Here is a 26,962-nt window from a genome sequence, read left to right on the forward strand (position 1 = left end):
TGAGCATGTCAGAAAAACGTAAACGGCCCACGCTTCAGGATGTGGCGGACCGGGTAGGGGTGACCAAGATGACGGTCAGCCGCTACCTGAAGAAACCGGAGCAGGTGTCTGAAGCGCTGCGCGAGAAAATCCAGCAGGCACTGGATGAGCTGGGGTACATCCCCAACAAGGTGCCAGACATTCTCTCCAGTGCAAAAAGCCATGCGATTGGTCTGCTGGTGCCGTCCCTGACCAACCAGGTGTTCGCCGAAATGATACGGGGCGTGGAATCGGTGACCGAGCCCGCCGGCTACCAGACCATGCTGGCCCACTACGGCTACAGCCAGGACGCGGAAGAGGCGCGCATCGCTACTCTGCTCGGTTACAACGTGGACGGTCTGATCCTGTCGGAAAGTTTCCACACCGAGCGCGTGCGTCGAATGATCAAGACGGCGGGTGTGCCGGTGGTGGAGGTGATGGACTCGGTCTCGCCGCCCATCGAACAGGCGGTGGGCTTCGATAACGAGGCCGCCTCCTTTGCCATGACCGAGCGGATGATCGCCTGCGGTCATAGCAAGATCGTCTATTTTGCAGCGCGGATGGATGCGCGCACCCGTCTCAAGATTAAGGGCTACGAGCGGGCCATGAAAAGCCATGGGCTTGAGTCTTTTACCCTGCAGACAGAAAAAGCCTCGTCCTTCAGTCGCGGTTCCCTGTTGCTGGAACAGGCGCTCGCCGAGTGGCCGGACCTGGACGGGGTGTTCTGTACCAACGATGACCTGGCGATCGGCGCGCTGTTCGAATGTCAGCGACGGGGGATTTCTGTCCCCGGTCAGATCGGTATTGCCGGTTTCCACGGCCACGACATCTCCGGTGTGATTGTGCCGCGACTGGCGACAGTGGTGACGCCGCGTGAAGAGATGGGACGGATCGCCGCCGAGCAGCTGCTGAATCGACTGAACGGCAAACCGGTGGCAGACCGGGTGCTCGATCTGCCGTTCCAGCTGGAAGACGGGGAAAGTTTGCGCCGCCCTGAACGGGGCTGAGAATCCAGTTAAGCCAATGTCAGTGCAGCCACCCCGCATCTGCAGGGTGGTATTTTTTTATGCGCTGATATCGGCTTGGGTAGGCAGCGCGTCAAAGGCGCCTTTGCGGGTCACGGCGAAGGCACCGCAGAGCATGCCGGTGTTCAGTATCTCCTCCAGCATCGCCTCGTCATTCAGCTGTCTCAGCTGGTCGATGCCCAGATTTCGCGTTGAGAGCGCGTACAGCACACCACCGGTAAAGGCATCGCCAGCGGCGGTGCTGTCGATGGTTTTTGCGCTTGGTGGCTGCAGTTTTCCTGCCAGATGGTTACCGATGTAGTGCAGCGGGTTGCCGCCATCGGTAATCAGAATAAGTGACACCCCGGCATCCTGGATGCGCTGGATAACCGCTTCTTCTTCCTGATCACGACAGAGAAACTCGAGCTCTTCGCTGCAGAGCTTGAGCAGGTCACACTGTTCGATCGCTTCCCAGACGCTGGGTAGCGGGTCAAAGTCGGCCGGCCAGAGATTATGCCGCAGGTTGATATCGAAGCTGACGATAAAGCCCGCCTCGCGTGCCTTGCGCACGCCCGCCAGTGTCGCTTCCCTGATACCCGCTTCGGTCAGGGTGTTGGAGCAGAAATGGAACACGCCGGGTTCTGCAAACCAGTCATCCTCAAACTCTTGCGCGCGGAACAGCAGGTCGGCGGTGTTATCGCGGTAGAACTCGAACGAGCGCTCGCCGTGCTGGTCCAGGGATACGAACGCCAGGGGGGTTTTGGCTTCATCGCTCTGCAGCAGGTAGTCGGTGCGCACGCCGGCGCTGGCCATGGCGTCGCGGACACAATCGCCGAACATGTCCTGGCCGACCTTGCCGGCAAAATAACTGTTGCCACCGAGCTTGCCCACGGCAACCGCCACATTGGCGGGGGCGCCGCCGGGATACTTGGTGAAGGTTTCCGGGCCTGCCGGATCGGCACCACCGATCCGGTTGGAGAGCATATCGATCAATGCTTCGCCAAAACAGATAACTTTGTTCATGACATCGAGCCTTAGGCCTTAGCAGCCTTTGTTGTCTTTTTTGATGCCGCAGCTGATGAAGAGCTGTTGCCGGCATTACTCTCTTTATGCTGAGTCTGCATCTTCTGACGCACGATCTCCATCAACCCCTGGGTGGAGGGGTCGTACTCCGAACTCTTCAGCTCAATGTTGCGGCTGATCTCCGTGGCCAGGCGCTTGCCGAGCTGCACGCCCCACTGGTCGAAGGAGTTGATGTTCCAGATGGCACCCTGGACGAACACCTTGTGCTCATACAGGGCGATCAGGGCACCCAGGTTGCGCGGGCTGAGCTGGTCCATCAACAGGATGTTGCTGGGACGGTTACCCGGACAGGACGCATAGTCCAGCATGCCGTCTTTCTGATCGCCATTCATAAAGGCGTTGGCCTGGGCCAGCATGTTGGTGAGCAGGGCAAAGTGGTGCTCTTGGGTTTTCTCATCGGATTCCAGCGAGGCGATGAAGTCGATCGGCACAAAGCGTGTGCCCTGGTGCAGCAGCTGGAAGAACGCGTGCTGACCATTGGAGCCGGTCTGGCCCCAGACGATGGGGCCGGTGGCGTAATCCACCGGGTGACCGTCCAGATCGACGGACTTGCCGTTACTCTCCATATCCAGCTGCTGTAAAAAGGCCGGCAGCTGATGCAGTGCCTGATCGTAGGGGATGATCGCCTGGGTTTCCGCGTCCAGGAAGTTGATGTACCAGATGCCGATCAGTGCCAGCAGCACCGGCATGTTCTGATCCAGCGGCGCTTCCATGAAGTGACGGTCCATCTCGTAGGCGCCTTCGAGCAGCTCGATGAAACGGTCATAGCCAATGCTCAGAGCGATCGGCAGGCCAATGCTGGACCAGAGCGAATAGCGGCCACCGACCCAGGCCCAGAATTCGAAGATGTTCTCACGCTTGATACCGAACTCCATGGCCGCCGCCTGGTTGGTGGAGACGGCGATGAAGTGCTGGGTCATGTCGGTCTGCGCGCTGGTGTTCTCAAGGAACCAGCGGCGCGCGGTCTTGGCGTTGAGCAGCGTCTCCTGGGTGGAGAAGGTTTTGGTGGAGACGATGAACAGGGTGGTTTCCGGGTTCAGACCGGAGAGAACCTTCTTGATGTGCTGGCCATCCACATTGGAGATAAAGTGGAATTTCATCTCCGGGTGGTTGTAGTTGAGCAGGGCGCGACAGACCATGTTCGGGCCCAGATCGGAGCCGCCGATACCGATATTAACCACGTCACGGACGCGCTTGCCGCTGAAGCCTTTCCACTCGCCGCTACGTACTTTCTTACTGAACGCTTCGAGCTTTTTTAGCCCCGCCTGGATATCCGGCATCACATCCTTGCCGTTGACGACCACTGGCTCGTCACCACGGTTACGCAGGGCGGTATGCAGCACCGGGCGGTTCTCGGTGGTGTTGATGATATCGCCGGAAAACATCTGCGCACGGCGCTGGCGCAGCGGAGAGTGCTCGGCCAGGGCGATGAGCGCTTTCAGTACCTCGTCGCTGACCTTGTTCTTGGAAAAATCGAGAAACAACTCGCCGAGGCGCAGACTCATCTTGTCGAAGCGCTCGGGGTCTTCTCGAAAGTAATCGGCAATGCGGTCGTCTTGGGTTTTTTCCGCCAGGGTCTGGAGTTTCTTCCAGGTGACGGAGGAACTGAGCTGGTACATGGTGGCGTCACTCTCCGATCAGCAGCGTCAGCCGGCTGGGCAGCGCTTATTCTAATTATCACTGTCAGAATAGCCGTGGTGAGTAAACGGCAAATGATTGCGCAGGGCCGATTTTGTAACAGTTGTAACCTGCAGCGCCTGAGCAGAAATACCGATGCGGCTCTGGCATATAGCCTGGCCTCGGTCTGAATGCGCTTTGACAGCATGCCGTTGTCTGCGGGAAGCGCGCCCCTGAAGGACGGGTAATTTTTACGCTCTGCCGGCCAGGGTTCATACTGGTTGTGACGAAAGCTGTTAACAATTGACACATAAAAAGACGGCATCTGTGATATTCAGGGCGCGCGATAGTAAAGAGGAGAGATAATGGCGGAGTCTGTTCGTTACCGGATACTGGTGGTCGACGATGAACCGGCCATGTGTGAGTTGCTGCAGGACCTGCTGGAGGACAGCGGTTACGAGGTGCACACGGCACCGGGTGGGGAGCAGATGCGGGCTGCGCTGAAGGATTCGGTCTACTCCCTGGTGATTCTCGATCTGCGCCTGAAAGGCGAGGATGGTATGCAGCTGGCGAAAGAGCTGCGTCAGCGCTCCAGCATCCCGATCATGATGCTCACCGGCAAGGGCGATGAAACAGACCGTATTCTGGGTCTGGAGATCGCCGCCGACGATTTCCTGATGAAGCCATTTAATAACCGTGAGCTGCTGGCCCGGGTCAGGGCGATGCTGCGGCGCAGTACTGAGCTTAGCAGTCCGGTTTCCCGTAACGATGAGTACCGCCATGAGCGCTTGAGCTTCGACGGCTGGATACTCGACCTCACCGCGCGGGTGCTGTCCCGGCCGGACGGTAGCGCCGAAATGCTGACAGCGGCGGAATACGCCTTGCTGGAGGCGTTGGTGCAGGCCCATGGTCGGGTGCTGAGTCGCGAGCAGCTGCTGGAAGAGACCCGGGGCATAGATACCGACGTGTTCGACCGCACCATCGATGTGTTGATTCTGCGGCTGCGCCGCAAGATTGAACCCAACCCCAGCCAGCCACGCTATATCCGCACCGAACGCGGTCTTGGCTATCAGTTCTGTGAGCCGGTGGTGCAGTGCTGAGACACGGCCTATGAGCGCGGAAATCGCTTCCCGAGCGTCGCGCTGGCGAACCATGCGGGTGCGCTCGCGGCTGCTGATCGCCTTCTGCATCCTGCTGGCGGCGACGCTGGTGATTGCGCTGGTGGGCTGGAGCGGCCTGGATAATACTGGCCGCGCGTTGAATGAGTTTGAGCAGCAGGCGCTGCCGGATATCTCCCGTTCGCTGGAGCTGGCCGAGCGCACCGCGAACCTGGCAGCCGTGGCGCCCTATGTGGCCGGTGCCAGCAGTCCCTCTCTGCTGCAGGTCGAAAGCCAGAATCTGCGTGACCGCATTAACAGCGTGCTGGCACTGGCGGATGAGATTCCGCAGCTTGATACCGCCGCGCCGCGTTTGCAGGCCTTGCTTTATCAGCTGGAGCAGGCGGTCAATGACCTGGTGGCTCTGACCCGGGAACAGCTTTTTCTGCGTGAGGACCTGAGGCAGCTCGAATTCAAACTGAGCCTGTTGAGTGATCGTTACGGCGGCAGTGCAGATCGCTCGCCGGTTGCCGCTGCCCTGGTGCGTGAGTCGGAGCGCCTCACGCTGGCGGCGCAGATCGGCAGTCCGGATGAACTGGCGCGGACAGAAACCCGTTACCGGGCGGCACTGGATGCACTGCGGATGATGCCCGACGCCTCGGGTATTGCTGCTGACCTGGATCAGATCGTCGCTATAGGGGAGGGGGATGCCAGCCTTTTCAGGCTACGGCGGCAGCAACTGGAACTCGGCCAGCACAGCGCCTTTCTGCTCGCCTCCACCCGCGCCATCAGTGAGCAGCTCAGTACCGAGGTCGGCTTGTTTGTAGGCCACGTGGAGGAGAGAGTCGCGCAGCAGAGCCGGCGGGTAGGTATCGCCGTGACCTCGGGCAAAAGCGGTATTCTGCTGATCACGTTGCTGTGTGTGGTCGTGGTGCTGGGCGGGATCTGGGTGGTGCGGCGGCTGGCGCGGGATCTCGGCGCGGTGACCCGGTTGATGACCCGGCTTGCCGGCGGCGATACCGATCAACAGACGCCGGCTATAGGCCGCCATGACGAGATCGGTGATCTGGCCCGGGCGTTCCAGGTGTTTCGTGAGAATGCCGTCGAGATCACCCGTATCAGCCAGTCTCTGCGCGAACAGGGCCGGCTGCTGGAAACCGTCTTCAAGAACATCAACGATGGCTTGAGCGTGTTTGATGCCGATGGTCGCCTGCTGGCCTGGAACCCTCGCTATGCCGAGATGCTTAACCTGCCTGCGGAACAGTTGAAACCGGGGTTGGCGCTGGAGGAGATCCAGGCGCTGTTGCCTGAAGAGGCACGCAGCAGCTGGGGGCTGAACGGCGTAGCGCTGGACCGGGATACGATCAATAACCTGCGGCGTCAGCGGGTGCAAAGGTTTGAACGCCACTTTGCCGATGGCCGGGTGGTGGAGTTTCACAGCTCGCCCCTGCCCGGTGGCGGCTTCGTAACCCTCTACAGTGATCTCACCGAGCGCAAGGCGATCGAGGCGCAGCTGCGTCAGTCACAGAAGATGGAGGTGCTCGGCCAGCTGACCGGTGGCGTCGCCCACGATTTCAACAACCTGCTGGCGGCGATTATCGGCAACCTTCAGCTGCTGGAGACCCGCCTGGAGCCGGATAGCCGGGCGGCGCGCAATGCGGCCCGGGCCCTTGCCGCCGCCGAGCGCGGAGGAGGCCTTACCCAGCGGCTGCTCGCCTTTGCCCGCAAGCAGCGTCTGCAGCCGGAAACCATTCCAGTAGACCGCTTAGTCGAGGAGATGCGAGACCTGATCGAGTACAGCGTGGGGGGCGATATCGAGATCCGGTTCGACCTTCAGGCCGATGACTGGCTGATCAACGTGGATCCGGGGCAGCTGGAAAATGCGCTGTTGAACCTGGCGATCAACAGCGCGTCGGCGATGTCGGAGGGCGGTCGCCTGAGCTTTTCCACCCGGCATGAAACCGATCCGGTCTCGGGCGAGGAAAGTGTATTGATCCAGGTGGCGGATACCGGGTGTGGTATCAGCGAAGCCCACCTTGGAAGGGTGTTCGAACCCTTCTTTACCACCAAGGAGGTGGGCGAAGGCAGCGGGCTCGGCTTGAGCATGGTGTATGGCTTTGTGAAACAGTCCCGCGGCGATATCCGTATCGACAGCCAGGTTGGCGAGGGGACGCAAATCGATATCGTTCTGCCCCGCTCCCAGCCTGACTGCCCGGCATCTGCGGCGGAAAGTGAAGGTTCCCCACTGCTCTTGGGGGCCGGGGAGCGTATTTTGCTGCTGGAGGACGATCAACCGGTGCGCGACATGGCGCTGGATATGCTGGAATCCCTGGGTTATCGGGTGGATGTCTGCAAAACCGTGGAAGAAGCGCAGGCCGCGCTGCAGTCGCCTACCGTCTATGCACTGGTGTTCAGCGATATTAACCTGGGCACCAGTGTTAACGGCCTGCAGTTTGCGCGCTTTGTCGCTGAGGTCGACCCCGGGCTGCCGGTACTGCTCACCTCCGGTTTGCCACCGGAGCAGCTGAGTCAGCGCTATGGTCTTGGCGAAACGCAGTTTGTACTCAAGAAACCCTATCACCGCGAGGCGCTCGCCGAGGCGGTATCGGCGCGGCTGCGGGGAGAGCGGCGATGAGGCGCTGGTCGCTGCTCAATCTGTTAACCCTGCTGCTGTCGCTACCAGCAGGAGCCGATGCGCCCAGAGCTGATGTGCCCGGGCCTGATGTGCTTAAGGTTGGCGTCTCGGTGTCGGATCTGGGTAACCGCTATTTCCAGCGCATCGGTCGTGCCATCGATCGGGAGGCGCGGCTCCAGGCGGGCGATGCTGTGCGGGTGGAAGTGGTCTCCAGCGCCTACGACGTGGCGCGTCAGATTGGTCAGGTGGACCGGTTTATCGTCCAGGGGGTGGATCTGATTCTGCTGTCGGCGGCGACATACGATGGCGTGACGCCAGCGATACTCAGGGCAAAGCAGGCCGGCATTCCGGTGATCGGCTTTGATGTGCAGGCCGCGGGGCTCGATGCCGCCGTCACCACGGATAACCGGCAGGCGGGGCGTATCGCCTGCGATGATCTGGCCCGCAGGCTGAACGGGCAGGGGCAGGTGGTGATTCTGAATGGGCCGCCGGTCTCCTCGATACTGGCCCGCGTCGAGGGGTGTCTGGAGGAGCTGAACAAGCATCCCGCGCTGCAACTGCTCTCCACAACGGAAAACGGTGGCGGCAGTGTCGAAGGGGGCTTTGAGAAAATGACCCACCTGTTGACCGCCTACCCCGATCTGGACGGCGTATTCACCATCAACGATCCCACCGCGCTGGGGGCCGAGCGAGCGGCCCGCCTCGCGGGACGATCCAGCTTTATCATCACCAGTGTCGATGGCTCGCCGGCGGCGACAGCAAGAATCGCGGAGCCTGACTCGCTGCTTGTATCCACCGCATCCCAGTTACCGGACCTGGTGGCACGGCTGGCGGTCAGGCTCGGTTTGCGTCTGCTTGACGGTGAGGCGCTGGAGAAAAAAACCTGGTTAATCGCACCTGAGCTGATTGATGCCACCTCGCTGCAGTCGCAGGATCAGAACTAGCCCGGCCCGCAATAATCTTGTGCAATAAACGGATGGCACCAGGGTGGCCTGTCAGGTCACACTGCGGCTTGAGGCGTTTGCTGCAGCGACTTTGTTGGCAGGCTGAGTCTGACAAGGTCGATAGTGGACAGCGATCGCGGTGTGAGTGTTTATCTTCGTCGGCATTTAGGTACTATCGGGTATCTGCCCGCATGGGGCTTTAACGAATGACGCGCAACCTGGCAGCTAACGACCGCTGAAACAGCGCGCAGGATAGGGCAAATTTTTACTACCCGCTGGATAGTTTGCCCCGCACAAGGGAGCTGATTGCGGCATGTTTCGTTATTTCGGGTTCGGCTCGAACATGAGTATCACGGCGTTGCGGGCCAAGGGTGTGGAGCCTCTGGCTTCGCGTCCGGCGGTACTTTATGGCTGGCGCCTGTGTTTCAACGTCGAGCATTTTTTCCGTCACGAGGGAGGGGTGGGCAATATTGTTCCCAGTGATGATCCCTCCGATCGCGTTCTGGGTGTGCTGCATGACTGCCCGGACGAGGCGCTGGCGCCGCTGGACGCCACGGAAGCCTATGGGCACGGTTATGACCGTATCGAGGTAGAAGTCGACGCCGCCGGTGCGGTTGTCCCCGCGATCGTCTATGTGGGGCTGCCCGGCTTTATTAATCACGACTGCAAACCAAGCCGGCGCTATCTCAATATTCTGATTCAGGGCGCGCAGCAGGCCGGGCTGGACCCGGACTATGTGCACAAGCTGGAAAAACAGCCTGTGTTTGAGCCCGAACCCTACCCACCGTTTCAGCCCCCGAACGGGAGTTATCCAGAGTATGACCAGTTGTCGCTGGCGCAAAGGCCGCTATATACGGCGCTTTACGGGGCGGTATTCGATATGTCCCGGGCGCGTCCCTATCACGACTACCTGAAGGACTTTTTCGGCGGCCGGGATATGACGTTGTTTCATCTTAAGCGGCTCGATAGCAGTGATGGCACTGAAACCGATGAGGATATACGTCATGGGCGTCTCAGCGAGGCGCAACGGCGCTACCTCAATGCCTATCTGAATGAGTATGCCCGTGAGTACCGCTATGTGGGGCGCTTCACTTACAAGACATTAAAGGATGAGCAGTAATGGACCAATTTACCCCGGCGTTGCCGCATGGCTCACTCGAAGAGGTGTTTCCGGACGTCTTCTTTGTAACGGGCTCCATGGAAACCGTTCTTCAGCAGATGGATTGGCAGTTCAGCCGCAACATGATCGTGGTGCGTGACGGTGAACGGCTGATTGTTATCAACAGTGTGCGTCTGGATGAGGACGGGCTGGCACGGCTGGATCAGCTGGGACAGGTGACCGATGTGGTGCGCCTGGGCTGTCTGCATGGGCGTGATGATGCCTTCTATGTGGATCGTTACAAGGCGCAGTACTGGGTGCTGCCGGGCATGGAGTCTGAGGTACCGGCCGAGGCGGTGCGGATACTGAGCAGTGATGGCCCACTTCCAATTACCGATGCATCGCTGTTCGTTTTCGCTACCACCGGTATTCCCGAGGGCATTTTGCGCCTGGAGCGCTCCGGCGGCATCCTGATCGCCTGCGACGCGCTGCAGAACTGGCATGCACCAGACGAATACTTCTCCGATACCTCCCGGGCGTTGATGCAGGAGATGGGCTTTTTCACACCGGCTAACCTTGGGCCTGTCTGGATGCAGGCGGCATCGCCGGCGGGTGAGGATTTCACCCGCCTCAAGGCCCTGGCGTTCAAGCATGTCCTCTGTGGCCATGGCCAACCCCTGTACGAGACGGCGCACAGTGACTTCAGCGACCGCTTCAACCGGGTGTTTGGTGTCTGATGAACTCTGAGGTGAGTGCCTACCTGGGCGGGGCGGGGATTTCGCTGCCCGGTTACCAGCTGCTGTCAGTGCTGGAGCGCGTCGATGATCGCGTGATTTTCCGGGCTCGCAGAGAAGCCGATTCGGCGGTCTTGGCGGTGGAAACCATCGATGCTGAATTCCCCAACCGCCACCAGGTTGCCAGAATCCGCCGCGAGGGGCTGATTGCACAGCGCCTGAACCTTGTGGACGGTGTGCGCCGGGTACATGCGCTTGTTCCCCATGGCAGCGGTAACCTGGCGTTAGTGGCCGACCTCTATGGCAGTAATCTGAGGCATCGCCTGGATAACGCACAGGGTTCCAGTCTCGGGGTTGGCGAGGTGCTCGATCTGGGCATCCGTATTGCCACTGTTCTGAGCGGTATTCATGGTCGGGATCTAGTCCACAAGGCACTAATGCCCGAGCACGTGCAGGTAGATCCGGTCAGCGGCGCTATTGCACTGTGCGGCTTTGGTATCGCCTCTGAACTGGACCAGGAGCGCCAGGCGGTACAGCTGTCACGGCGACTTGAAGGGCCGCTCGCCTACATGTCACCGGAGCAGACCGGGCGGATGAACCGGGATCTGGACTACCGCTCGGACTATTACTCCCTGGGTATCCTGCTGTTTGAGCTGCTTACCGGTCGACATCCTTTCCAGGCTCGCGGTGTGCTGGAGTGGGTGCATAGCCATATCAGCCGTGAGCCTCCGGCCCCGCATGAACTGAGGCCCGGGCTGCCGGCACCGGTGTCGGCCATCGTACTCAAACTGCTGGCGAAGAACCCCGAGGCGCGCTACCAAAGCGCCGCCGGTCTTTTACATGATCTGCGCCAGTGTGCGCAATGCGTTGCTTCAGGTGCAGAGTTAGCGCCTTTTGAGCTGAGCGAAAAGGACGGCGTACAGAAGTTTCTTATTCCGCAGACACTGTACGGGCGCACCCCGGAACTTGCCACCCTGTTTGAGCTGTTTGAGTCGGCCGCTGCAGGGCGTAACGAGTTTTGTCTGGTCCATGGTTATTCCGGTGTCGGTAAATCGGCCCTGGTCAACGAGATCGACCGCCCGCTGGTGAGAGAGCGCGGCTTTCTGGTGCAGGGCAAGTTTGATCAACTGCATAGCGGCGAAGCTTACAAGGCCCTCTGTAGCGCCTTTCGCAGCCTGGTTCAGCAGGTGCTGGCTGAACCCGAAGAGAGCCTGGAGCAGTGGCGTGAACGCCTGCAGAGTGCGCTGGCGCCCAACGCCTGTCTGGTTATAGAGCGGGTGCCGGAGCTGGAACTGATCCTGGGCCCCCAGCCTCAGGTGCCCTCGTTACCGCCGGCGGAGGCGCGCAATCGGCTGCAGATTGTGTTGACGGCATTTCTGCGCGCCTTTGCCGGGGAAGGTCACCCGGTGGTGCTTTTCCTCGATGACCTGCAGTGGAGCGATGTACCGACGCTGGAGCTAGTGCAGCGTTTTGTCACGTCCCATGAGCTTAACCATCTGTTGCTTATAGCGGCGTATCGCAGCAACGAAGTCGGCCCCGGGCACCCGTTGAGCCTGATGCTCGATCAACTGGAGCAGCAGCGTGAGATTTGCCATCTGCCGCTGGCGCCTTTGCAGGCCGATGCGGTGGCGCAGCTGGTCGCCGGAGCGCTCTGTCGCGACGAGGCGCAGTCGCGGCCTCTGAGTGAGATGCTGTTCGCCAAGGCACAGGGCAATCCGCTGTTTACCAATGAGCTGCTGCGCAAGTTGCATAAGGACGGGGCGATTTTCCCGGCGGCTTCCGGTGCCGGCTGGGACTGGGATCTTGATGCCGCAAGCTGGGCCAGCGTCAGTGAGGATGTAGTTGAGTTCATGGTTGGAAGTCTTCGCCAGCTTGAGCCGCAAACGCAGCAAGTGCTGCAGCTTGCGGCCTGTATCGGCGGGACCTTTGATCTGCAGACCCTGTCCACCATCTCCGAGCTGACGGTGGACGAAACGGCGGCGGCGCTGCTGCCTGCACTGAAACAGCATGCTGTGTTGCCCCTGCACAGTGACTATCGTCTGTTCGGTGGTTGCCTGACGGAACAAGGCAGCGGTGACTGGGGTGTTAGCCCGAGTTACAGGTTCCAGCATGACCGGGTGCAGCAGGCGGCGTATGCGCTGATCGAGGCGGAGCATCTGGATGAGGTGCATCTCAGCATCGGGCGGCTGATGCTCAGGGGCGAAGGTGCTGCGCTGGATGACTCACGCCTGGTCGAGATCATCGATCACCTGAATGCCGGTCGTGGCTTGATCGATGATTCCGGTGAACGGCTGCAGCTGGCCGAGCTGAACCTGCGAGCAGGGCGGCGTGCACGGCGCTCGTCGGCGTACCGGTCGGCCTATGACTATCTGCAGGTTGCCCACGAACTGTTACCCCAGCAACCCTGGCAGACACTGCCTGCGTTGATGCAGGCGCTCGCAGCCGAGACCCAGTTGTGCGCCTACCTGAATGGAATGACCGCTGAGGCTGACCGCTGGATCGATGTGATGCTGGATCATGCCGGCAGTACACTGGAACGTGCCGATATTCTCGCGACCCGGACGCGTCAGTGCGCAACGCTGGGGCGGATGGAGGAGTCGATCCAGTCTGCCATTCTGGGGCTGGCGGCACTGGGTGTGGAATTTACCCAGACGCCCGGCGTCGCGGATATTGAGCGGGAGAAGGCGCAGGTCATCGCCAATCTGGCCGGGCGTCGGATTGCTGATCTTGTGGATGCTCCCCAGGTTGATAATGACGCGGTCTTGATGGCCATGCGCCTGCTCAACGAAATCTTTGCTGCAGCTTTTCTCTCCGGCAGTGGCAATATTTTCCCCTACCTGGTGCTTAAAGCGGTCAATCTGTCGCTGCGTCATGGCAACAGCCCCGAGTCGGCCTTTGCCTACGCTGCATACGGCATGCTGCTGTGTGGCGAGCTGGATGAACCGGCGCTGGGCTATGAATACGGTCGCGTCGGGCTGGCAATCAATGAGCGTATTGATGACCTGCCGCTGCGGGCGCGGGTTGTTTACGTGTACGCCATGTTTGTCCATCACTGGAGTAACCACTGGGCAAGCCTGACGCCGCTGTTTCAGCGTGGCATCGAGGCTGGCTACCAGTCCGGTGACCTGCTTTACCTGGCTTACAGTGCCCAGGACTGCGTTATCTGGGATCCGACGCTGGACCTGGAAACGGCGCACCGGCTGCATGCGGAAAACCTGAAAATAGTGCGTGAGTGTGCCTACCAGGATTCGCTGGATTCAGGGTCACTGTTCCTGCAGATGCAGCGTAATCTTCTCGGCTTAACCGACACGCCTTTCAGTCTCAGCGATGCGAACTTTGATGTGCAGGCCTGTCTGCAGGGGATGCAGCAGCGTCGGTTTATGACCGGTATCGCGAATTACCATATCTACAGTGCCGAAGTGTGCCTGTTGCACGGTGGCTATGAGCAAGCGCTCAGGCATGTGCAGGCACAGGACAAGCTGATCAAGTCGGCCATGTCGCTGCCGCAACTGACCCGATTTTATATTGTTGCCTGCCTGACGCTGGCCAGGCACTACCCTGAAATGACGCCGGCGGAGCAGCAGCGCACCCGTGAAAGGCTTGAGCATGACCTGGCGCGAATGACCCGCTGGGCGGATAACTGCGAGGCTAATTTCAGGCATCTGCAATACCTGATGGAGGCTGAGCTGGCGCGGTTGAAGGGGCAGCACTTTGAGGCTTGCGACCGCTACGACCTGGCTATCGATACCGCCAGGGAGGCGGGCTTCCTGCGCGATGAAGCCGTCGCCAGTGAGTGTGCCGCACGGCATCTGTTGTCACTGGGGAAAAGGCGCAGCGCCGAGGGCTATCTGCGTGCCGCCTATCGCGTGTTCGACCGCTGGGGGGCGCATCGCAAGGTCGAGTTGATGGAGCGGGAGTTCCCGCTGCTGCGTGAATGGGGATCGGCTCGCACTCAGTCTGCGCACGGGATCGACACCGGTGACCTGGACCTGGCGTCGGTGATGAAAGCGTCCAGGGAGATCTCCGGCGAAATGGTGCAGGAGAAGCTGCTCAACAAGAGCATGGATATCCTCCTCGAAAGCGCTGGCGGGCAGTGGGGCTGTCTTGTCACCCGGCAGGCGGGGGAGTTAAGGGTTGCAGCACTGAATCGACCGGATAATGCGCCGGCGCTGGATCTGCCTGCACTGTCCCGGGTCGCTCTGGCCGACGGGGAAGAGCTGCCACTGCCGGTGACGCTCATCAGCGCGGCGCTCAGTGGCGATGCAGCGGTAGTGCTGGACTATGCTGCGCGCGAGGGAGCGTTTCAGCAGGACCCCTACATCCTTTCCGGGGGACCCCTGTCGGTTCTCTGTGTGCCGGTGCGCAGGGATCGCTTTGAGGGCGTGATCTATATGGAAAATAACCTATCCTCCGGCGTGTTCACCGAGGCGCGGGTGGAGCTGGTGCGGCTGTTGGCAGCCCAGGCGGCAGTCTCGATCGAGAATGCGCGGCTCTATGAGCAGGTTCAGAATTACACTCACAGGCTGGAGCAGAAGGTCGCGGAGCGTACCGCGCGGCTGGAACAGGCGAACCTGGAACTGCAGGGGCTGGTGGATCTGGACGGTCTTACCTGTGTGGCGAACCGGCGCCGCAGCGACAGCTACCTGGAAGAGGTTTGGGTGCGCCTGCGCAGGGAGCGCGAGCCGCTGTCGATCATCATGCTGGATGTGGATTACTTCAAAACGTTCAACGATACCTACGGACATCAGGCCGGCGACGACTGCCTGTCGGCGGTTGCTGCTGAGCTGAAAAGCCATCTGTTGCGCCCAGCTGACCTGGTGGCGCGTTACGGTGGCGAGGAGTTTGTCCTGGTGCTGCCCAATACCCCTAATCCGGGGGCCTGTTTCGTCGGCGAGAAAGTGCGCAGGGCGATAGAGCAGCTGGCTATTACCCACGACCGCTCGCCGCTGGGCGCAGTGGTGACGGTAAGTGTCGGTGTGGCCACCGCAGTGCCAGGTGCAGGCGGGTCGGTGTCGGAGCTGTTGCGGGCAGCGGATACGGCGCTCTACCGGGCCAAGCATGCCGGGCGTAACCAGGTGCAGCCTGCACCGGCGGACCGGTCGCATTGGCTGCAGAGCGAGCCGGGCTAGAGGGTAGGAGACAGGTCTTTTCAGGTCCGCTTCTGCAGGTAGTCGCTGTAGTCCGGCACCCGTCGCTGGTAGGGCTGGTTCAGGTAACCGGAGCCGAAGATAAAGTCGGCGGACGCCTCGTTACAGGCGACGGGGATATTCCAGACAGCGGCGATTCGGAGCAGGGCCTTTACGTCCGGGTCATGGGGCTGTGCGTCGAGTGGATCCCAGAAAAAGATCAGCAGGTCGATCTCCCCTTCGGCGATACGGGCGCCGAGCTGCTGGTCGCCCCCCATGGGGCCGCTGAGCAGGGAATGGACCGGCAGACCAAGCTGCCGGCTCAGCATGTGGCCGGTGGTGCCGGTGGCGTAAAGCTGATGCTCTGACAGTGCCGCTTTCTGTTTATCGGCCCAGGCAAGCAGGTCCGGTTTGCGGTTGTCATGGGCGACCAGGGCCAGCTTTTTGCTGGCTCCCATTTCCACGAGCGTGGTCTGCATCAGCTTTACTCCGGGTGGGTCACTTGGGCGGCACGTTCTGGCCGGTGTTAATTGACGCGGTCGCCAACGCGGACCACCTTCAGGGTGTTTGTACCGCCCTGGGCATCGATGTAATCGCCCTTGGTGATGATGACCAGGTCGCCATCACTGACGATCTCCCGGCGCACCAGCTCATCAACCGCGCGCTGATTGATCTCGGCGTTGGGAACCTCTGTGGCGACAAAGGGCACGGTCTTCACGCCGCGGTAAAGCGCTACGCGGGTCTGTGTATCCGGATGCCGCGAGAAGGCGAATATCGGCTGTGATGAGCGGATGCGTGACATCAGCAAGGGCGTTGCGCCGGTCTCGGTCAGGCAGATGATCGCCTTGATTCCTTCAAGGTGGTTGGCGGTATACATGGCCGACAGCGCGATCGACTCATCGATATGGGTGAACGCTTCGTTCAGGCGGTGCTTGGATACGTGGGCACGGGGGTGCTTTTCTGCGCCGATGATCACCCGGGACATCGCCTTGACCGTTTCGATCGGGTAGGCGCCGGCTGCGGTTTCGGCGGAGAGCATCACCGCGTCGGTGCCATCGAGCACGGCGTTGGCCACATCAAACACCTCGGCCCGCGTCGGCATCGGCTGGGTGATCATCGATTCCATCATCTGGGTGGCGGTGATGACCACGCGGTTCAGTGTGCGGGTGCGATCGATGATGTACTTCTGCACACCGATCAGCTCGGCATCGCCGATCTCCACGCCCAGGTCCCCACGGGCGACCATCACCGCTTCTGAAGCGAGAATGATCTCATCCAGGGTGTCGCTGTCCTGTACCGTTTCTGCGCGCTCGATCTTGGCGACCAGGCCTGCCTTGCCGCCAGCGGCCAGCAGGGCTTCCCGTGCCTGGTGCATATCACTGGCACTGCGGGGGAAAGAGACGGCCAGGTAGTCGACACCGATGCTGGCGGCGGTTTTGATATCCTCGAAATCCTTGTCGGTGAGCGCGCCGGCGGAGAGTCCGCCACCCTGGCGGTTGATCCCCTTGTTGTTGGATAGGGGGCCGCCGATCAGTACCTCGCACTCGATCCGGCTGCCGGCCACTTCCAGCACTTTCAGCTCCACACGGCCATCATCCAGCAGCAGGATGTCGCCGGGCCTGCTGTCACTGACCAGCTCTTCGTAGTCGATACCGACACAGGTGGAGGTGCCGGCGGTTTTATCGAGAGACGCGTCCAGCGCGAAGCGGGCACCGTTGTGCAGTTGTACAGGACCATCCTTGAAGCGGGCGATACGTATCTTCGGGCCCTGGAGGTCTCCGAGGATGGCGACAAAGCGGCCGTGCTTGGCGGCAAACTGGCGCACCAGCTCAGCCCGCTGTCGATGGTCCTCGGCACTGCCGTGGGAGAAGTTCAGGCGGACCACGTTAACACCCGCCTCAACCAGCGCTTCGACCGCCTCGGGAGAGCTGGTGGCGGGGCCAAGAGTTGCGACTATCTTTGTTCTTCGCTGCATCGGATCAGGCCCCCGCTTTCATCAGTGCCAGAGTGTTGTCGAGCATCCGGTTGGAGAAGCCCCACTCGTTGTCATACCAGCTCATCACCTTGACCAGGCGGCCGTTTACGCGGGTCTGGGCTGCATCAAAGATGGATGAGTGCGGATCGTGGTTAAAGTCGATGGATACCAGGGGCAGCTGGTTGATGGCGAGAATCCCCTTGAGCGGGCCGTTGGCGGCCTCGGCAATGATAGAGTTGACCTCTTCAACGCTGGTGTCGCGGGCGGCCTCGAAGGTCAGGTCCACCAGCGAGACGTTGATCGTCGGCACCCGCACCGCCATGCCGTCCAGCTTGCCGTTCAGCTCCGGCAGTACCAGGCCGACGGCTGCGGCAGCACCGGTTTTGGTCGGGATCATCGACTGGGTGGCAGAACGTGCACGGTAGGGGTCGGAGTGGTAGACGTCGGACAGTTTCTGGTCATTGGTATAGGAGTGGATGGTGGTCATCAGGCCGTTGTTGATACCGATGGCATCATTCAGCGGCTTGGCGATCGGCGCCAGGCAGTTGGTGGTGCATGAGGCGCAGGAGATGATCTGGTGGTCGGCGGTCAGGCTGTTCTGGTTGATACCGTAAACCACGGTAGCGTCGGCGCCCTTGGCCGGTGCTGAGATGATCACCTTGCGGGCGCCGGCTTCGAGGTGGGCAGCGGCCTTGTCGCGGGAGGTGAACAGGCCGGTACACTCGTAGACAACATCCACGTTCAGTTCATTCCATGGCAGCTTTGCCGGGTCGCGCTCGGCGAGGATGCGGATGCTGTCACCGTTAACCACCAGGTTGTTGCCATCGACGATCACCTCGCCCTGAAAGCGGCCATGCACACTGTCGAAACGTGTGAGGTGAGCATTGATGTCCGCGTCGCCCAGGTCGTTGATTGCGACGATCTCTATTTTATCGCGCTTGCCGGACTCATAGAGTGCACGCAGAACGTTACGTCCAATACGGCCGTAGCCGTTGATTGCTACACGGATAGTCATGGGTCACCTCTGAAAATATTGTAAAACTTACGTAATTATAGGGTTTGTAAGCGCGGTATTGTCAACTTTATTTTGTTTAAGTTACGTAAATTTGTTTCGAGAAGGGGCTGCTAACTCACTGAACAGTTTTGTTTTATCGGCAGGTTTGCTGTTTTTTTGTGTCTGAGAGCCTGTGGCTCTGCTGTCTGCCTGGCGGAACCCGGCGAGGAGACTCTGGCTGGCAGTACGTAATTTACTTACATATTCCCTGTAGCCGTTGATCGCCCTATCGCTGCCTGACTTAAAGTGTAGATGAGATTAGGTGGCTTGATTGACTGCAACAGAGAGTTTGTCAGCGGCTTTGCCAGGGGGCGGTATGCTGCTGGGTTGATCGGTCAGGGATCTGGGTACGTAGATCGCTGGTCGAACATGGGCTGTCGTCAGGGCGCTTTGCCGTTGTGATAGCGGCATGGCATATGTGTATGATGTTCAAGCCTTTGCGTTATCCGAACGCAGAGTGTGAGGAATGTCAGCAGTTGATAGGGAAGGGTGTATGAATCAGGCGGAGCCGGGACAGGCGACGATCAGAATCAAGAATCTGCGTTTGCGAACCTACATCGGCATTAACGATGAGGAGAAACAGAAGCTCCAGGACGTGATTATCAATGTGCTGGTACGGTACCGGGTGCGCAGTGCTATCGAGCACAACGATATCGATCATGCGTTGAACTATCGCACCATCAACAAGGCGATCATCAACCATGTCGAAGATGGCAAGTTCCTGCTGCTGGAGCGCCTGGTCAGCGAGGTGCTGGCACTGGTGATGGAGGATCCGATGGTCTGCTTTGCCCAGGTCGAGGTGGATAAGCCGCACGCACTGCGCTTTGCTGATTCGGTATCGATCACGCTGTGCGATCGCCGCGATTGAGCAGGCTTGGAGTCGAGCGTTTTAACTGCGGGGGAGGCTGATGTGGGCGTATTGACCGAAACGGAAATCAAGCTGCGCCTGTCCGCTTCCCTGACGCTGGAGCTGTCGGCGCTGCCGGTGTTTGCGCAGCGGCTTGTTGGTCACTGGCAGCAGGTCGAACTCACTAATCAGTACTTCGATACGCCCGATCTGGCGCTTGATCGCGCGGGGTTCGCCCTGCGTCTGCGGCGGGATGGCGACCAGGTGATTCAAACCTTCAAGGGCCGCGGTGACAGCCTTGCCGGACTGTCTGTACGTGCCGAGTGGGACTGGTATCTGCAGCAGGAGCTGCTGGAGCCCGAACGTCTGCTTGAGTTCGACCTGCCATCCGGCGTGGATGCCAGGGTCCTTGAGCAGCTGACGCCGCTGTTTCGCACCGATTTCACCCGTACCAAGGGCTCCCTGCAATGGCGTCGCGACGGCGAGCCGGTGGAAATCGAGGTGGCGCTGGACCGGGGTGATGCACGTACTCCTGAGCGTATCGAACCGTTCAGGGAGCTGGAGCTGGAGTTGCGCCAGGGTCCCCAGGAAGCGCTGCTGGAATTTGCCATGGAGGTTGCCCGCGAGCTCCCCGTTATGCCCTGGGACAGTGCCAAGGCTGAGCGGGGCTATCGGCTGGTGGAGGCGGGGCGAAGGCCACTTCCGCCGGTGCTTCGGGAGCGGGTGACCGAGCTGCCTGTCGATGACGCGCTGACCGAACTCTGTCGCTACCTGCTCAGCCTGGCGTTGACCGATTCGGAACTGCTGGCGATGGGCGATTCCCGGGCTTTGGCACAGGTTGAAAGGACGCTGGATTATCTGCGTGTGTTCAGTGGTCTGGCGATCCGTCTGGGGGAGGATTTCCCGCCTGACAGTGTGGATCGAATTGTACGCTTGCAGCGCGCTCTGGCCTGTCTCGATCTTTCTGTTTCGCAAAAATCGAGCGCCCAGGCCGCTTTGGCATTGCTGGAGCGGGGCTGTGACTGGGGGCTTTTAACCCTCAGTCTCTCGCAGTGGTTACTGCGGTGGCATCAGCCTGGGCGGGCGCAGAAAGAGCAGAAAAAATTGCAGGGCGTCAGCCTGAGTGCTGAAGAGATCAGCCTGTTTGAAAGTCTGAGAAAGGAGTGTCATGGAGACTAAATCCTGGGTGCTGATTACCGGCGGCGCTCAACGGCTGGGGCTGCACTGTGCGAAGCGCCTGGTCGAGGATGGCTTTAACGTCATGATCACCTGCCGTTCCCACCGGCAGGAGTGGGCGGGCGAACCTCTGGAGGGCGTTGAGGTGCTGCTGGCTGATTTCTCCACCGTCGAGGGGATCGAAGCGCTGATTGCCGATATCGATCGGCGCGCTCTGCGGTTACGGGCAATTATTCACAATGCCTCAACCTGGATGGATGACAGCGAGGGTGCAGAGGCGATGCAGCAGATGATGATGGTGCACATGCAGGCGCCTTATCTGATCAATCAGGCCGCCCGACGCTGGTTCGGCGCGGACCGTCAGGGCGACATCATCCATATGACGGATTGGGTTGCGGGGCAGGGCTCCGCGAGGCACATCGCGTACGCCGCCACGAAAGCGGCACTGGAAAATATGACGCTCTCGTTTGCAGGGTTGTTGGCGCCTGATGTGAAGGTCAACAGTATTGCGCCCTCGATGATCCTGTTTAACCCGGATGACGATGCGGCCTATCGTGAGAAAACCCTGAAAAAATCTGCCCTCGGGATCGAACCCGGCGCTGAAGTGGTCTACCAGGCGGTTCGCTATCTGCTGGATAACCCCTACGTCACGGGGAGTTGTATGGAACTTAATGGCGGACGTAACGTCAAACCCCGCTGATCGACGAGTGGAATAAAAGGACTTAGGCATAATCCGTTATTCAGTTGTATCGGTTTTGATACATAGACGGATCTGCAGGGCGCCCGTCGCCTTGATGCCAGACAGGGATTTAGTGGAGTTAAATGGCAACGTTGTTCATTCTTCGAACAGCCTTGTGCTATATTCCCCTAAACAGGGAGTGGTTACCAAGCACTGCGTGGTAACGCGTGTCTGCTCCCTCTGATCATCATTAATCCGGATCCTTTCTCGAAAAGGCAAACCCCGAGCAATCGGGTGACGCAAAGTCACGGATCCCTTTGGGATGGCCGGGCTGTCGAAGGAGAGTGAACTAGAAGAGTCCACCACTTCTGAGGATCTGAAGTATGCTTTTTACTTTGGGAGACGCTCAGAACTGACAACTGCTCTGAGCGAGTCTGTGGGTTACAGGTGCGCCGGTTATCGCCGGGTACCGATTAATTGACGAGCGCGATATGGACAGGGCTGACACAGGTGGCACCAAGGATTCCGGGCCACTGAAAATTCTATTGATCGATCCACACTCTGCATTTGTAACCTGGGGCAGTGGCCTCGTGCAGGAAGGCTGTAACTGGGATGTGGTGCGCAGTGATGATCCCCGTGTTGCCCTCCAGCTGTTGCGGCAGACCGCCTTTGACGCCGTCATCGTAGGCGCCATTTCCAGTTTTGAGCGCGAGATCGGTATCCTCAAGCAGGTGGGAGAGGTCAAGCCGAAAGTCGCCCGTATTCTGCTCTCTCCGCCACTCAGCTCGGCTAAGCTGGCGAAAGCCCTGGATGTGGTGCACCGCTCCATTTTCCAGGGCGCGAGTATTGCCGAGATCGTAAGCTCCGTTGAGCAGACGGTTCAGGTGACCCGTCAGCTCTACCGTGACAAGGTGGTGCGCTCCTTTGCCGCTTTCCGCCGGCTTCCCTCATCCCCCTCGATCTACCGGGAACTGAGTAACGCGCTGAGCAGTGAGCGCACCAGCACCCGTGATATCGCCCTGATCGTTGAGCGTGATCCGGCCCTGGCGGCGCGGATAATCCGGCTGGTGAACTCCAGTTACTTCGGCCTGAGCCGGCACATTTCAAGCCTGACAGAAGCGCTGACGCTATTGGGCGTGCGCACGGTACGTGGTCTTGCACTTGCCGGGCATCTCAACGCCCATTACCCGCAGGGAGATGGCTGGAAACTTTTCTCCTTCGATAAAATGAACCAGCGTGCCCTCAGCGTGGCACGTCTGTCCCAGGAGATTGCCACACCTTTCGCCAAGGGGAACCCGGCGATCAAGGATCAGGCGTTCCTGGCAGGACTGCTGCTCGATATCGGCATGTTGATGCTCGCCGCCGAGCAGGGTGAGGGATACCTCAAGGTGCTGCGTTTTGCGGCACGCAAGAAGCAGCCGCTGCATCTGGTGGAGCGCATGGCGTATGGCGTGACTCACGCGGAGCTGGGTGCCTATCTGCTGGATATGTGGAACCTGTCACCTCAGGTGGTGGAGGCGGTGATGCTGCACCACTCTCCGGAGGAGTCAGTCGGTCAAACCTTTAGCCCGCTCTGTGCCGTGCATATCGCCGATGCGTTGCTGCCGACCATCGACAACGAGCTCGGGGTCGACCTGTCCGCGACGCTGAGCGAGGGATATATCGAGCGCCTGGATCTGAAAGGGGAGTTGCCGGGCTGGAAGATGGCCGCCAATGCCTATCGTGTCCGGATGCGCAAGTCTGAACAGGCCGAGTCAGCCTGAGTATTTCCCTTCCTGCCAGACCACCGCTCGCCCAAGCGGTGGTTCGCAAATTGCATATTCCCTAAACGTACGAGGAGAACATCCCCGGGCGCGTCGTTTTTCTAACAGGAGGTAATAACAGAGGTTGCTTTGAATGCTGGGGCCACGTTGACACGTCGCCGCTAAGCAGCCACGCTGGGTAGAGCCGATCAGCATCTTCGAACATATCGGCTTGCTGGCAAGTTATGTATTTGATTTGTAATCGAAATACCCCTTCAAGTTTTATCTCTACGCCAGCGCGCACCGCTTGGGTGGGTCGCTCCTCAAGCCTGTCTTCACCCCATTCCAGCCTTTCATACCCTATTCTCATTCCGGATGTCGGTTTTCCGTCAGGCCTGCCTGCACTGTTTTTGTGCATAAGATGGCAGGTTCTGGAAAACCTGCGCTGTTTCAAACCGTCGAACCCGCCTGCCGCCAAGTGGCTGACCGAGGGTTCCGGTTTTCTGCCGCGTCCGGCCTCTATCCACGTGAAGGAGTCCAAAATATGATTTTAGCGACCGATCTCGATGGTACTTTTCTCAGCGGTAACCCCGATGACAGGGCGCGCCTTTATCAACTGATCAATGCCCACCCGGGGATTCGCCTGGTCTTTGTTACCGGGCGTGGCCTTGAGGCGGTGATGCCGCTGCTCTCCGATCCTGGGATTCCCGAGCCGGAGTATATTATTTGTGATGTGGGTGCCACGGTCATCGATGGCGCTACGTTGCAGCCGGTGTCCGAGCTGCTTGAAGAGATTGAGCAGAACTGGCCCGGTGATATCCCTATTGTTCAGGCGATGGAGCGGTTCGAAAATATCCGCCGCCAGGAGGTGCCACAGACACGTCGTAGTTCCTGGTTCTGTGAGCGCGATGCGGTCACCGATGAAGTTCGTCAGATCGCCGAGGATCTGGGCTGTGACCTGCTGTACTCATCCAACTACTACCTGGATTTTCTTCCTAAGGGGGCCAACAAGGGCGCGACACTCAAGCGCCTGGTCGAGTACATGGGCGAGCATGAGGACGATGTTCTTACAGCCGGCGATACGCTGAATGATCTGCCGATGCTCGAAGGGCAGTTCAAGGGGGTTTGTGTAGGGGGCTCGGAACAGGACCTGCTGGATGCCACCGAGAAGAATGCCTGGATTCTGCATTCGGATGAGCCCGGCTGCAGCGGTATCCTGGATGCGATGAGTCACTTCGGCTTTCTTGGTCCTCAGGGTGTGGCCCACGAGGGGTTTGACGATACCGAGCGCGGCACATCGGACCTGGTGATGGTGTATCACCGTCTGCCCTATGAAGAGGTACGTGAGAAAGGCAAGGTGCGTCGCCAGCCGCACAGCTCGCCCAACGGGATTCTGCCGACGCTGCTAAGCTTTTTTGCCGACGGTACCCGCGGTGCCTGGATCGCCTGGAGTATCGATGACGGTACCGAAGATCCTTTCGTCACCCACACCAGTGTGGATAAGGAAGCCTATCCCAACCTGATCTGCTCTCGCGTACCGCTGGTCAAGGAAGACGTGGATATCTTCTATAAGCGCTTCTCCAAGGAGGCGTTCTGGCCGATGCTTCACACCTTCTGGGAACGCGCGGAGTTCCGTGAAGATCACTGGGAAGTGTTCTGTGAGGTGAACCGCAAGTTCGCCGAAAAAACGGCGGAAGAGGCGGCTGAAGGTGCGCTGGTCTGGATTCACGACTACAACCTCTGGATGGTGCCGGCTTACCTCCGTGAGCGCCGCCCCGACCTGAAGATCGCGTTTTTCCACCATACCCATTTCCCGTCAGCGGATATCTTCAACGTGGTGCCCTGGCGCCGCGAGATCGTCGGCAGCCTGCTGCAGTGCGACTATGTCGGCTTCCATATCCCGCGACAGGTGGAAAACTTTGTCGACGTGGTGCGCGGTGTCATGCCGTTCCAGGTGCAGGAACGCCAGCCCTGTGCGCCTCGCTTCCTGACCTATGGCTGCGCCGCCGGCCTTGGCGAAATGACCACCGAGATCGAAACCACTCATCGTACCATCCGCCTGGGTGCTCATCCGGTGGGCCTGGATATCGACCGGATGAAACAGGCGCTGGATTCCAGCGCCTACCGCAAACAGAAGCGCCTGCTGGAAGAGGATGTGGGTAAAAAGGGCGACGGGCAGGTGATCCTGTCGGTGGAGCGTCTCGACTACACCAAGGGCGTGTTGCCGAAGCTGCTGGCGTTCGAAAAAATGCTCGATGCTCACCCGGATATGATCAACGCAGTGACCCTGGTAATTATCTGTGTGCCGGCGGCCCAGGAGATCAAGGTGTACCAGGAGCTGGTGGCCGATATTGAGCAGGCGGTGGGGCGTATCAACGGCCGTTTCGCCCAGGTGGGCTGGACGCCGATCCGCTACTACTACCGCGGTTTCCCGATGCAGCAGCTGACGGCGTTCTATGAGCGGGCCGATGTGATGTGGATCACTCCGCTGCGTGACGGTCTGAACCTGGTTGCCAAGGAGTTTGTCGCGATTCAGGGGCTCACCGGTGGCGCCGGACGGCTGGTTCTGTCGGAGTTTACCGGCGCGGCCGCCGAGCTGCATGGTGCGCTGTTGACCAACCCCCATGACCTGCATGACCTGGCGGAGCGCTGCTACCAGGGGCTGGTGATGACACCGAGTGAAGCGGCGACCCGTATCCGTCTGCTCTACGATATCGTCACCTACCATGATATCCGTCGCTGGGGCAGCGAGTTTATCGCCGGCGCCCGCAACGAGGATAAACGGGATGAAGCCGTGTCCGGCAAAATGGAGCTCGGTGAGCCTGCCTGAGGCCTGACTTCAGGTCTTAAATGCCGGCCCGGGTCCCGCCTTAATCGGAGGGAGCCGGCGCCGGTCCCATCTGAAGCAGCATACGGACAAGTGGCGAAAGCAGGGCGCAGGCGAACATCATCATCGCCATGGGCAGCGGTGTTCCATCGGCAAACAGGCTGGTGACCGAGCCGCATATTGCACCGAATGCGAAGCCGCAGGCGCCCATCAGAGCGGTTGCCGTCGCGCTGTTGCGCGGGAAAAAGTCGGTAATACCGGCCATCGAGTTGGCGCTGACCAGCCCGTGACAGCCAAAGAACAGCATCACCAGAGCGATGAACAGGAAAATGTTCAGCTCACTGCCGCCAAAAGCGACAAACAGTACCAACCCGATACCGGTCACCAGCTGTATCAGCTGACCTGCCAGCAGTAGCCTCCTGGGAGCATGCTTTGCCAGCATGCGGATATTGATCTTGTTCATGATCAACACGGAAAACACATTCGCACCGAAGGCGAAGGGGTAGACCGACTCCGACAGGTTGAAATATCCCATGTACACCGAGGGCGAATGGGTTATGAACGCGAACAGACTGCCGTATCCGAAGCAGGCCGAGGCCAGGTAACCGACAGCATGGCGGTTACGCAGCACCATCCAGTAGCGTTTGACCGCATTGGGCCGGTCTTTCTGAATCTCTCTTGTCTCGGGTAGTGCCCGGTAGATCAGCGTGGCGATGATCGCGCCATAGATCAGCAGTAAGCCGAAAATCATATGCCAGCCGAGCGTCTGCAGCACCACACTGCCGAGGATTGGTGCCATCAGCGGTGCCAGCATCAGGATCACCGCCATGCGTGACAGTGTCTGGGCGCTCTCCCGGCCGCTGTACAGATCCCTTACGATCGCCGGGGTGTTCACTACGGTCATACCGCCCCCGAGAGCCTGCAGGATGCGAAAGCCCCAGAGCCATTCCACGTTGGGGGTGAACATGATCGCCAGTGAGCCGGTGAGAAACAGGGCCAGGCCGGTGAAGATACCGATTCGGCGGCCAAAATGATCGGAGAAGGGGCCGCCGAACAGTTGGCCGATGGAAAAGCCGAACAGGAAAAAGCTGATCGACATTTCGACCTGATGCACACTGGCTCCCAGTGATTGCGCGATGGTGGGCACCGCGGGCAGGTACGCATCGGTAGCCAGGGGGGCCAGCGCTGTCAGGGCGGCGAGTATAAAAATAAAGCCGGGAATATGTCGGCTGGTCGAGCCTGGATTCATGCGTGTCTCCGATAAAGTAACAGGTCCGGCCACCGGACAGGCAGTCGAACAGGTGC

The 26,962-nt window shown here is 59.8% G+C and carries 18 protein-coding genes and 1 riboswitch; of the genes, 12 read left to right on the plus strand and 6 right to left on the minus strand.

Annotated features, from left to right (window positions below; genetic code table 11):
* Positions 1–5: 5 nt before the first annotated feature.
* A complete protein-coding gene (gene gntR, locus ACQUQP_RS07280; RefSeq protein ID WP_432698135.1) occupies positions 6–1,025 on the plus strand; it encodes a gluconate operon transcriptional repressor GntR in 1,020 nt (339 codons plus the stop codon).
* 57 nt (positions 1,026–1,082) lie between these two features.
* On the opposite strand, the gene ACQUQP_RS07285 is transcribed toward gntR, so the two are convergent.
* Complete coding sequence (locus ACQUQP_RS07285) at positions 1,083–2,045, minus strand: carbohydrate kinase family protein (RefSeq protein WP_432698136.1); 963 nt, start codon at positions 2,043–2,045, stop codon at positions 1,083–1,085.
* A gap of 11 nt (positions 2,046–2,056) precedes the next feature.
* Positions 2,057–3,724, minus strand: coding sequence for a glucose-6-phosphate isomerase (gene pgi, locus ACQUQP_RS07290; protein ID WP_432698137.1), 1,668 nt, complete (start codon positions 3,722–3,724; stop codon positions 2,057–2,059).
* Positions 3,725–4,087: 363 nt separating this feature from the next.
* On the opposite strand from pgi, the gene ACQUQP_RS07295 reads away from it, so the two are divergent.
* The 6 genes from ACQUQP_RS07295 to ACQUQP_RS07320 all read left to right on the plus strand — a co-directional run bounded on the left by ACQUQP_RS07295 (position 4,088) and on the right by ACQUQP_RS07320 (position 15,360).
* A complete protein-coding gene (locus tag ACQUQP_RS07295) occupies positions 4,088–4,822 on the plus strand; it encodes a response regulator (RefSeq protein ID WP_432698138.1) in 735 nt (244 codons plus the stop codon).
* Between the two features lie 10 nt (positions 4,823–4,832).
* Complete coding sequence (locus ACQUQP_RS07300) at positions 4,833–7,454, plus strand: PAS-domain containing protein (RefSeq protein WP_432698139.1); 2,622 nt, start codon at positions 4,833–4,835, stop codon at positions 7,452–7,454.
* Positions 7,451–8,398 (plus strand): substrate-binding domain-containing protein, encoded by a 948-nt coding sequence (locus ACQUQP_RS07305; protein ID WP_432698140.1) that lies wholly within the window; start codon positions 7,451–7,453, stop codon positions 8,396–8,398. The genes ACQUQP_RS07300 and ACQUQP_RS07305 overlap by 4 nt, the downstream gene beginning before the upstream one ends.
* Positions 8,399–8,711: 313 nt before the next feature.
* A complete protein-coding gene (locus tag ACQUQP_RS07310; RefSeq protein WP_432698141.1) occupies positions 8,712–9,518 on the plus strand; it encodes a gamma-glutamylcyclotransferase family protein in 807 nt (268 codons plus the stop codon).
* The gene (locus tag ACQUQP_RS07315; protein WP_432698142.1) at positions 9,518–10,234 is read left to right on the plus strand and encodes a hypothetical protein; all 717 of its coding nucleotides are present in this window, start codon (positions 9,518–9,520) and stop codon (positions 10,232–10,234) included. The genes ACQUQP_RS07310 and ACQUQP_RS07315 overlap by 1 nt, the downstream gene beginning before the upstream one ends.
* Entirely contained in the window at positions 10,234–15,360 is a 5,127-nt protein-coding gene (locus ACQUQP_RS07320; protein ID WP_432698143.1) for a diguanylate cyclase domain-containing protein, read from the plus strand. The genes ACQUQP_RS07315 and ACQUQP_RS07320 overlap by 1 nt, the downstream gene beginning before the upstream one ends.
* 20 nt (positions 15,361–15,380) lie before the next feature.
* On the opposite strand, the gene ACQUQP_RS07325 is transcribed toward ACQUQP_RS07320, so the two are convergent.
* Genes ACQUQP_RS07325 through gap form a run of 3 tightly spaced genes read right to left on the minus strand, consistent with a single transcriptional unit; the run spans position 15,381 to position 18,347 of the window.
* Positions 15,381–15,836, minus strand: a complete 456-nt coding sequence (locus tag ACQUQP_RS07325) for a methylglyoxal synthase (protein ID WP_432698144.1) — start codon at positions 15,834–15,836, stop codon at positions 15,381–15,383.
* Between the two features lie 47 nt (positions 15,837–15,883).
* Positions 15,884–17,332 (minus strand): pyruvate kinase, encoded by a 1,449-nt coding sequence (gene pyk / locus ACQUQP_RS07330; protein WP_432698145.1) that lies wholly within the window; start codon positions 17,330–17,332, stop codon positions 15,884–15,886.
* A gap of 4 nt (positions 17,333–17,336) precedes the next feature.
* On the minus strand, positions 17,337–18,347 hold the full coding sequence (gap, locus tag ACQUQP_RS07335) for a type I glyceraldehyde-3-phosphate dehydrogenase (RefSeq protein WP_432698146.1): 1,011 nt from the start codon (positions 18,345–18,347) through the stop codon (positions 17,337–17,339).
* A gap of 532 nt (positions 18,348–18,879) precedes the next feature.
* Here gap and folX point away from each other — a divergent pair.
* The 5 genes from folX (at position 18,880) to ggpS (ending at position 25,660) form a co-directional block, all read left to right on the plus strand.
* A complete protein-coding gene (folX, locus tag ACQUQP_RS07340) occupies positions 18,880–19,254 on the plus strand; it encodes a dihydroneopterin triphosphate 2'-epimerase (RefSeq protein ID WP_432698147.1) in 375 nt (124 codons plus the stop codon).
* Between the two features lie 42 nt (positions 19,255–19,296).
* Positions 19,297–20,412, plus strand: a complete 1,116-nt coding sequence (locus ACQUQP_RS07345; protein ID WP_432698148.1) for an inorganic triphosphatase — start codon at positions 19,297–19,299, stop codon at positions 20,410–20,412.
* Positions 20,402–21,109 carry a dihydromonapterin reductase gene (gene folM / locus ACQUQP_RS07350; RefSeq protein ID WP_432698149.1) on the plus strand — a complete coding sequence of 236 codons (708 nt, stop codon included), beginning with the start codon at positions 20,402–20,404 and terminating at the stop codon, positions 21,107–21,109. The genes ACQUQP_RS07345 and folM overlap by 11 nt, the downstream gene beginning before the upstream one ends.
* Positions 21,110–21,352: 243 nt before the next feature.
* A riboswitch (cyclic di-GMP riboswitch) is annotated at positions 21,353–21,427 on the plus strand.
* Between the two features lie 152 nt (positions 21,428–21,579).
* Positions 21,580–22,851, plus strand: a complete 1,272-nt coding sequence (locus ACQUQP_RS07355) for an HDOD domain-containing protein (protein ID WP_432698150.1) — start codon at positions 21,580–21,582, stop codon at positions 22,849–22,851.
* Positions 22,852–23,374: 523 nt separating this feature from the next.
* On the plus strand, positions 23,375–25,660 hold the full coding sequence (ggpS, locus tag ACQUQP_RS07360; RefSeq protein ID WP_432698151.1) for a glucosylglycerol-phosphate synthase: 2,286 nt from the start codon (positions 23,375–23,377) through the stop codon (positions 25,658–25,660).
* 40 nt (positions 25,661–25,700) lie between these two features.
* On the opposite strand, the gene ACQUQP_RS07365 is transcribed toward ggpS, so the two are convergent.
* Positions 25,701–26,906: a multidrug effflux MFS transporter gene (locus tag ACQUQP_RS07365; protein WP_432698152.1), complete on the minus strand. Its 1,206-nt coding sequence runs from the start codon at positions 26,904–26,906 to the stop codon at positions 25,701–25,703.
* Positions 26,907–26,962 lie beyond the last annotated feature (56 nt).

Source organism: Marinobacterium sp. YM272 (assembly GCF_050908845.1).
Lineage (GTDB): Bacteria > Pseudomonadota > Gammaproteobacteria > Pseudomonadales > Balneatricaceae > Marinobacterium_D.

What these genes read in the sequence shown, in the direction of transcription:
- gntR (WP_432698135.1), top strand. Translation starts at nt 6, where the DNA reads ATGTCAGAAAAACGTAAACGGCCCACGCTTCAGGATGTGGCGGACCGG.
- ACQUQP_RS07285 (WP_432698136.1), bottom strand. Translation starts at nt 2,045, where the DNA reads ATGAACAAAGTTATCTGTTTTGGCGAAGCATTGATCGATATGCTCTCC.
- pgi (WP_432698137.1), bottom strand. Translation starts at nt 3,724, where the DNA reads ATGTACCAGCTCAGTTCCTCCGTCACCTGGAAGAAACTCCAGACCCTG.
- ACQUQP_RS07295 (WP_432698138.1), top strand. Translation starts at nt 4,088, where the DNA reads ATGGCGGAGTCTGTTCGTTACCGGATACTGGTGGTCGACGATGAACCG.
- ACQUQP_RS07300 (WP_432698139.1), top strand. Translation starts at nt 4,833, where the DNA reads ATGAGCGCGGAAATCGCTTCCCGAGCGTCGCGCTGGCGAACCATGCGG.
- ACQUQP_RS07305 (WP_432698140.1), top strand. Translation starts at nt 7,451, where the DNA reads ATGAGGCGCTGGTCGCTGCTCAATCTGTTAACCCTGCTGCTGTCGCTA.
- ACQUQP_RS07310 (WP_432698141.1), top strand. Translation starts at nt 8,712, where the DNA reads ATGTTTCGTTATTTCGGGTTCGGCTCGAACATGAGTATCACGGCGTTG.
- ACQUQP_RS07315 (WP_432698142.1), top strand. Translation starts at nt 9,518, where the DNA reads ATGGACCAATTTACCCCGGCGTTGCCGCATGGCTCACTCGAAGAGGTG.
- ACQUQP_RS07320 (WP_432698143.1), top strand. Translation starts at nt 10,234, where the DNA reads ATGAACTCTGAGGTGAGTGCCTACCTGGGCGGGGCGGGGATTTCGCTG.
- ACQUQP_RS07325 (WP_432698144.1), bottom strand. Translation starts at nt 15,836, where the DNA reads ATGCAGACCACGCTCGTGGAAATGGGAGCCAGCAAAAAGCTGGCCCTG.
- pyk (WP_432698145.1), bottom strand. Translation starts at nt 17,332, where the DNA reads ATGCAGCGAAGAACAAAGATAGTCGCAACTCTTGGCCCCGCCACCAGC.
- gap (WP_432698146.1), bottom strand. Translation starts at nt 18,347, where the DNA reads ATGACTATCCGTGTAGCAATCAACGGCTACGGCCGTATTGGACGTAAC.
- folX (WP_432698147.1), top strand. Translation starts at nt 18,880, where the DNA reads ATGAATCAGGCGGAGCCGGGACAGGCGACGATCAGAATCAAGAATCTG.
- folM (WP_432698149.1), top strand. Translation starts at nt 20,402, where the DNA reads ATGGAGACTAAATCCTGGGTGCTGATTACCGGCGGCGCTCAACGGCTG.
- ACQUQP_RS07355 (WP_432698150.1), top strand. Translation starts at nt 21,580, where the DNA reads ATGGACAGGGCTGACACAGGTGGCACCAAGGATTCCGGGCCACTGAAA.
- ggpS (WP_432698151.1), top strand. Translation starts at nt 23,375, where the DNA reads ATGATTTTAGCGACCGATCTCGATGGTACTTTTCTCAGCGGTAACCCC.
- ACQUQP_RS07365 (WP_432698152.1), bottom strand. Translation starts at nt 26,906, where the DNA reads ATGAATCCAGGCTCGACCAGCCGACATATTCCCGGCTTTATTTTTATA.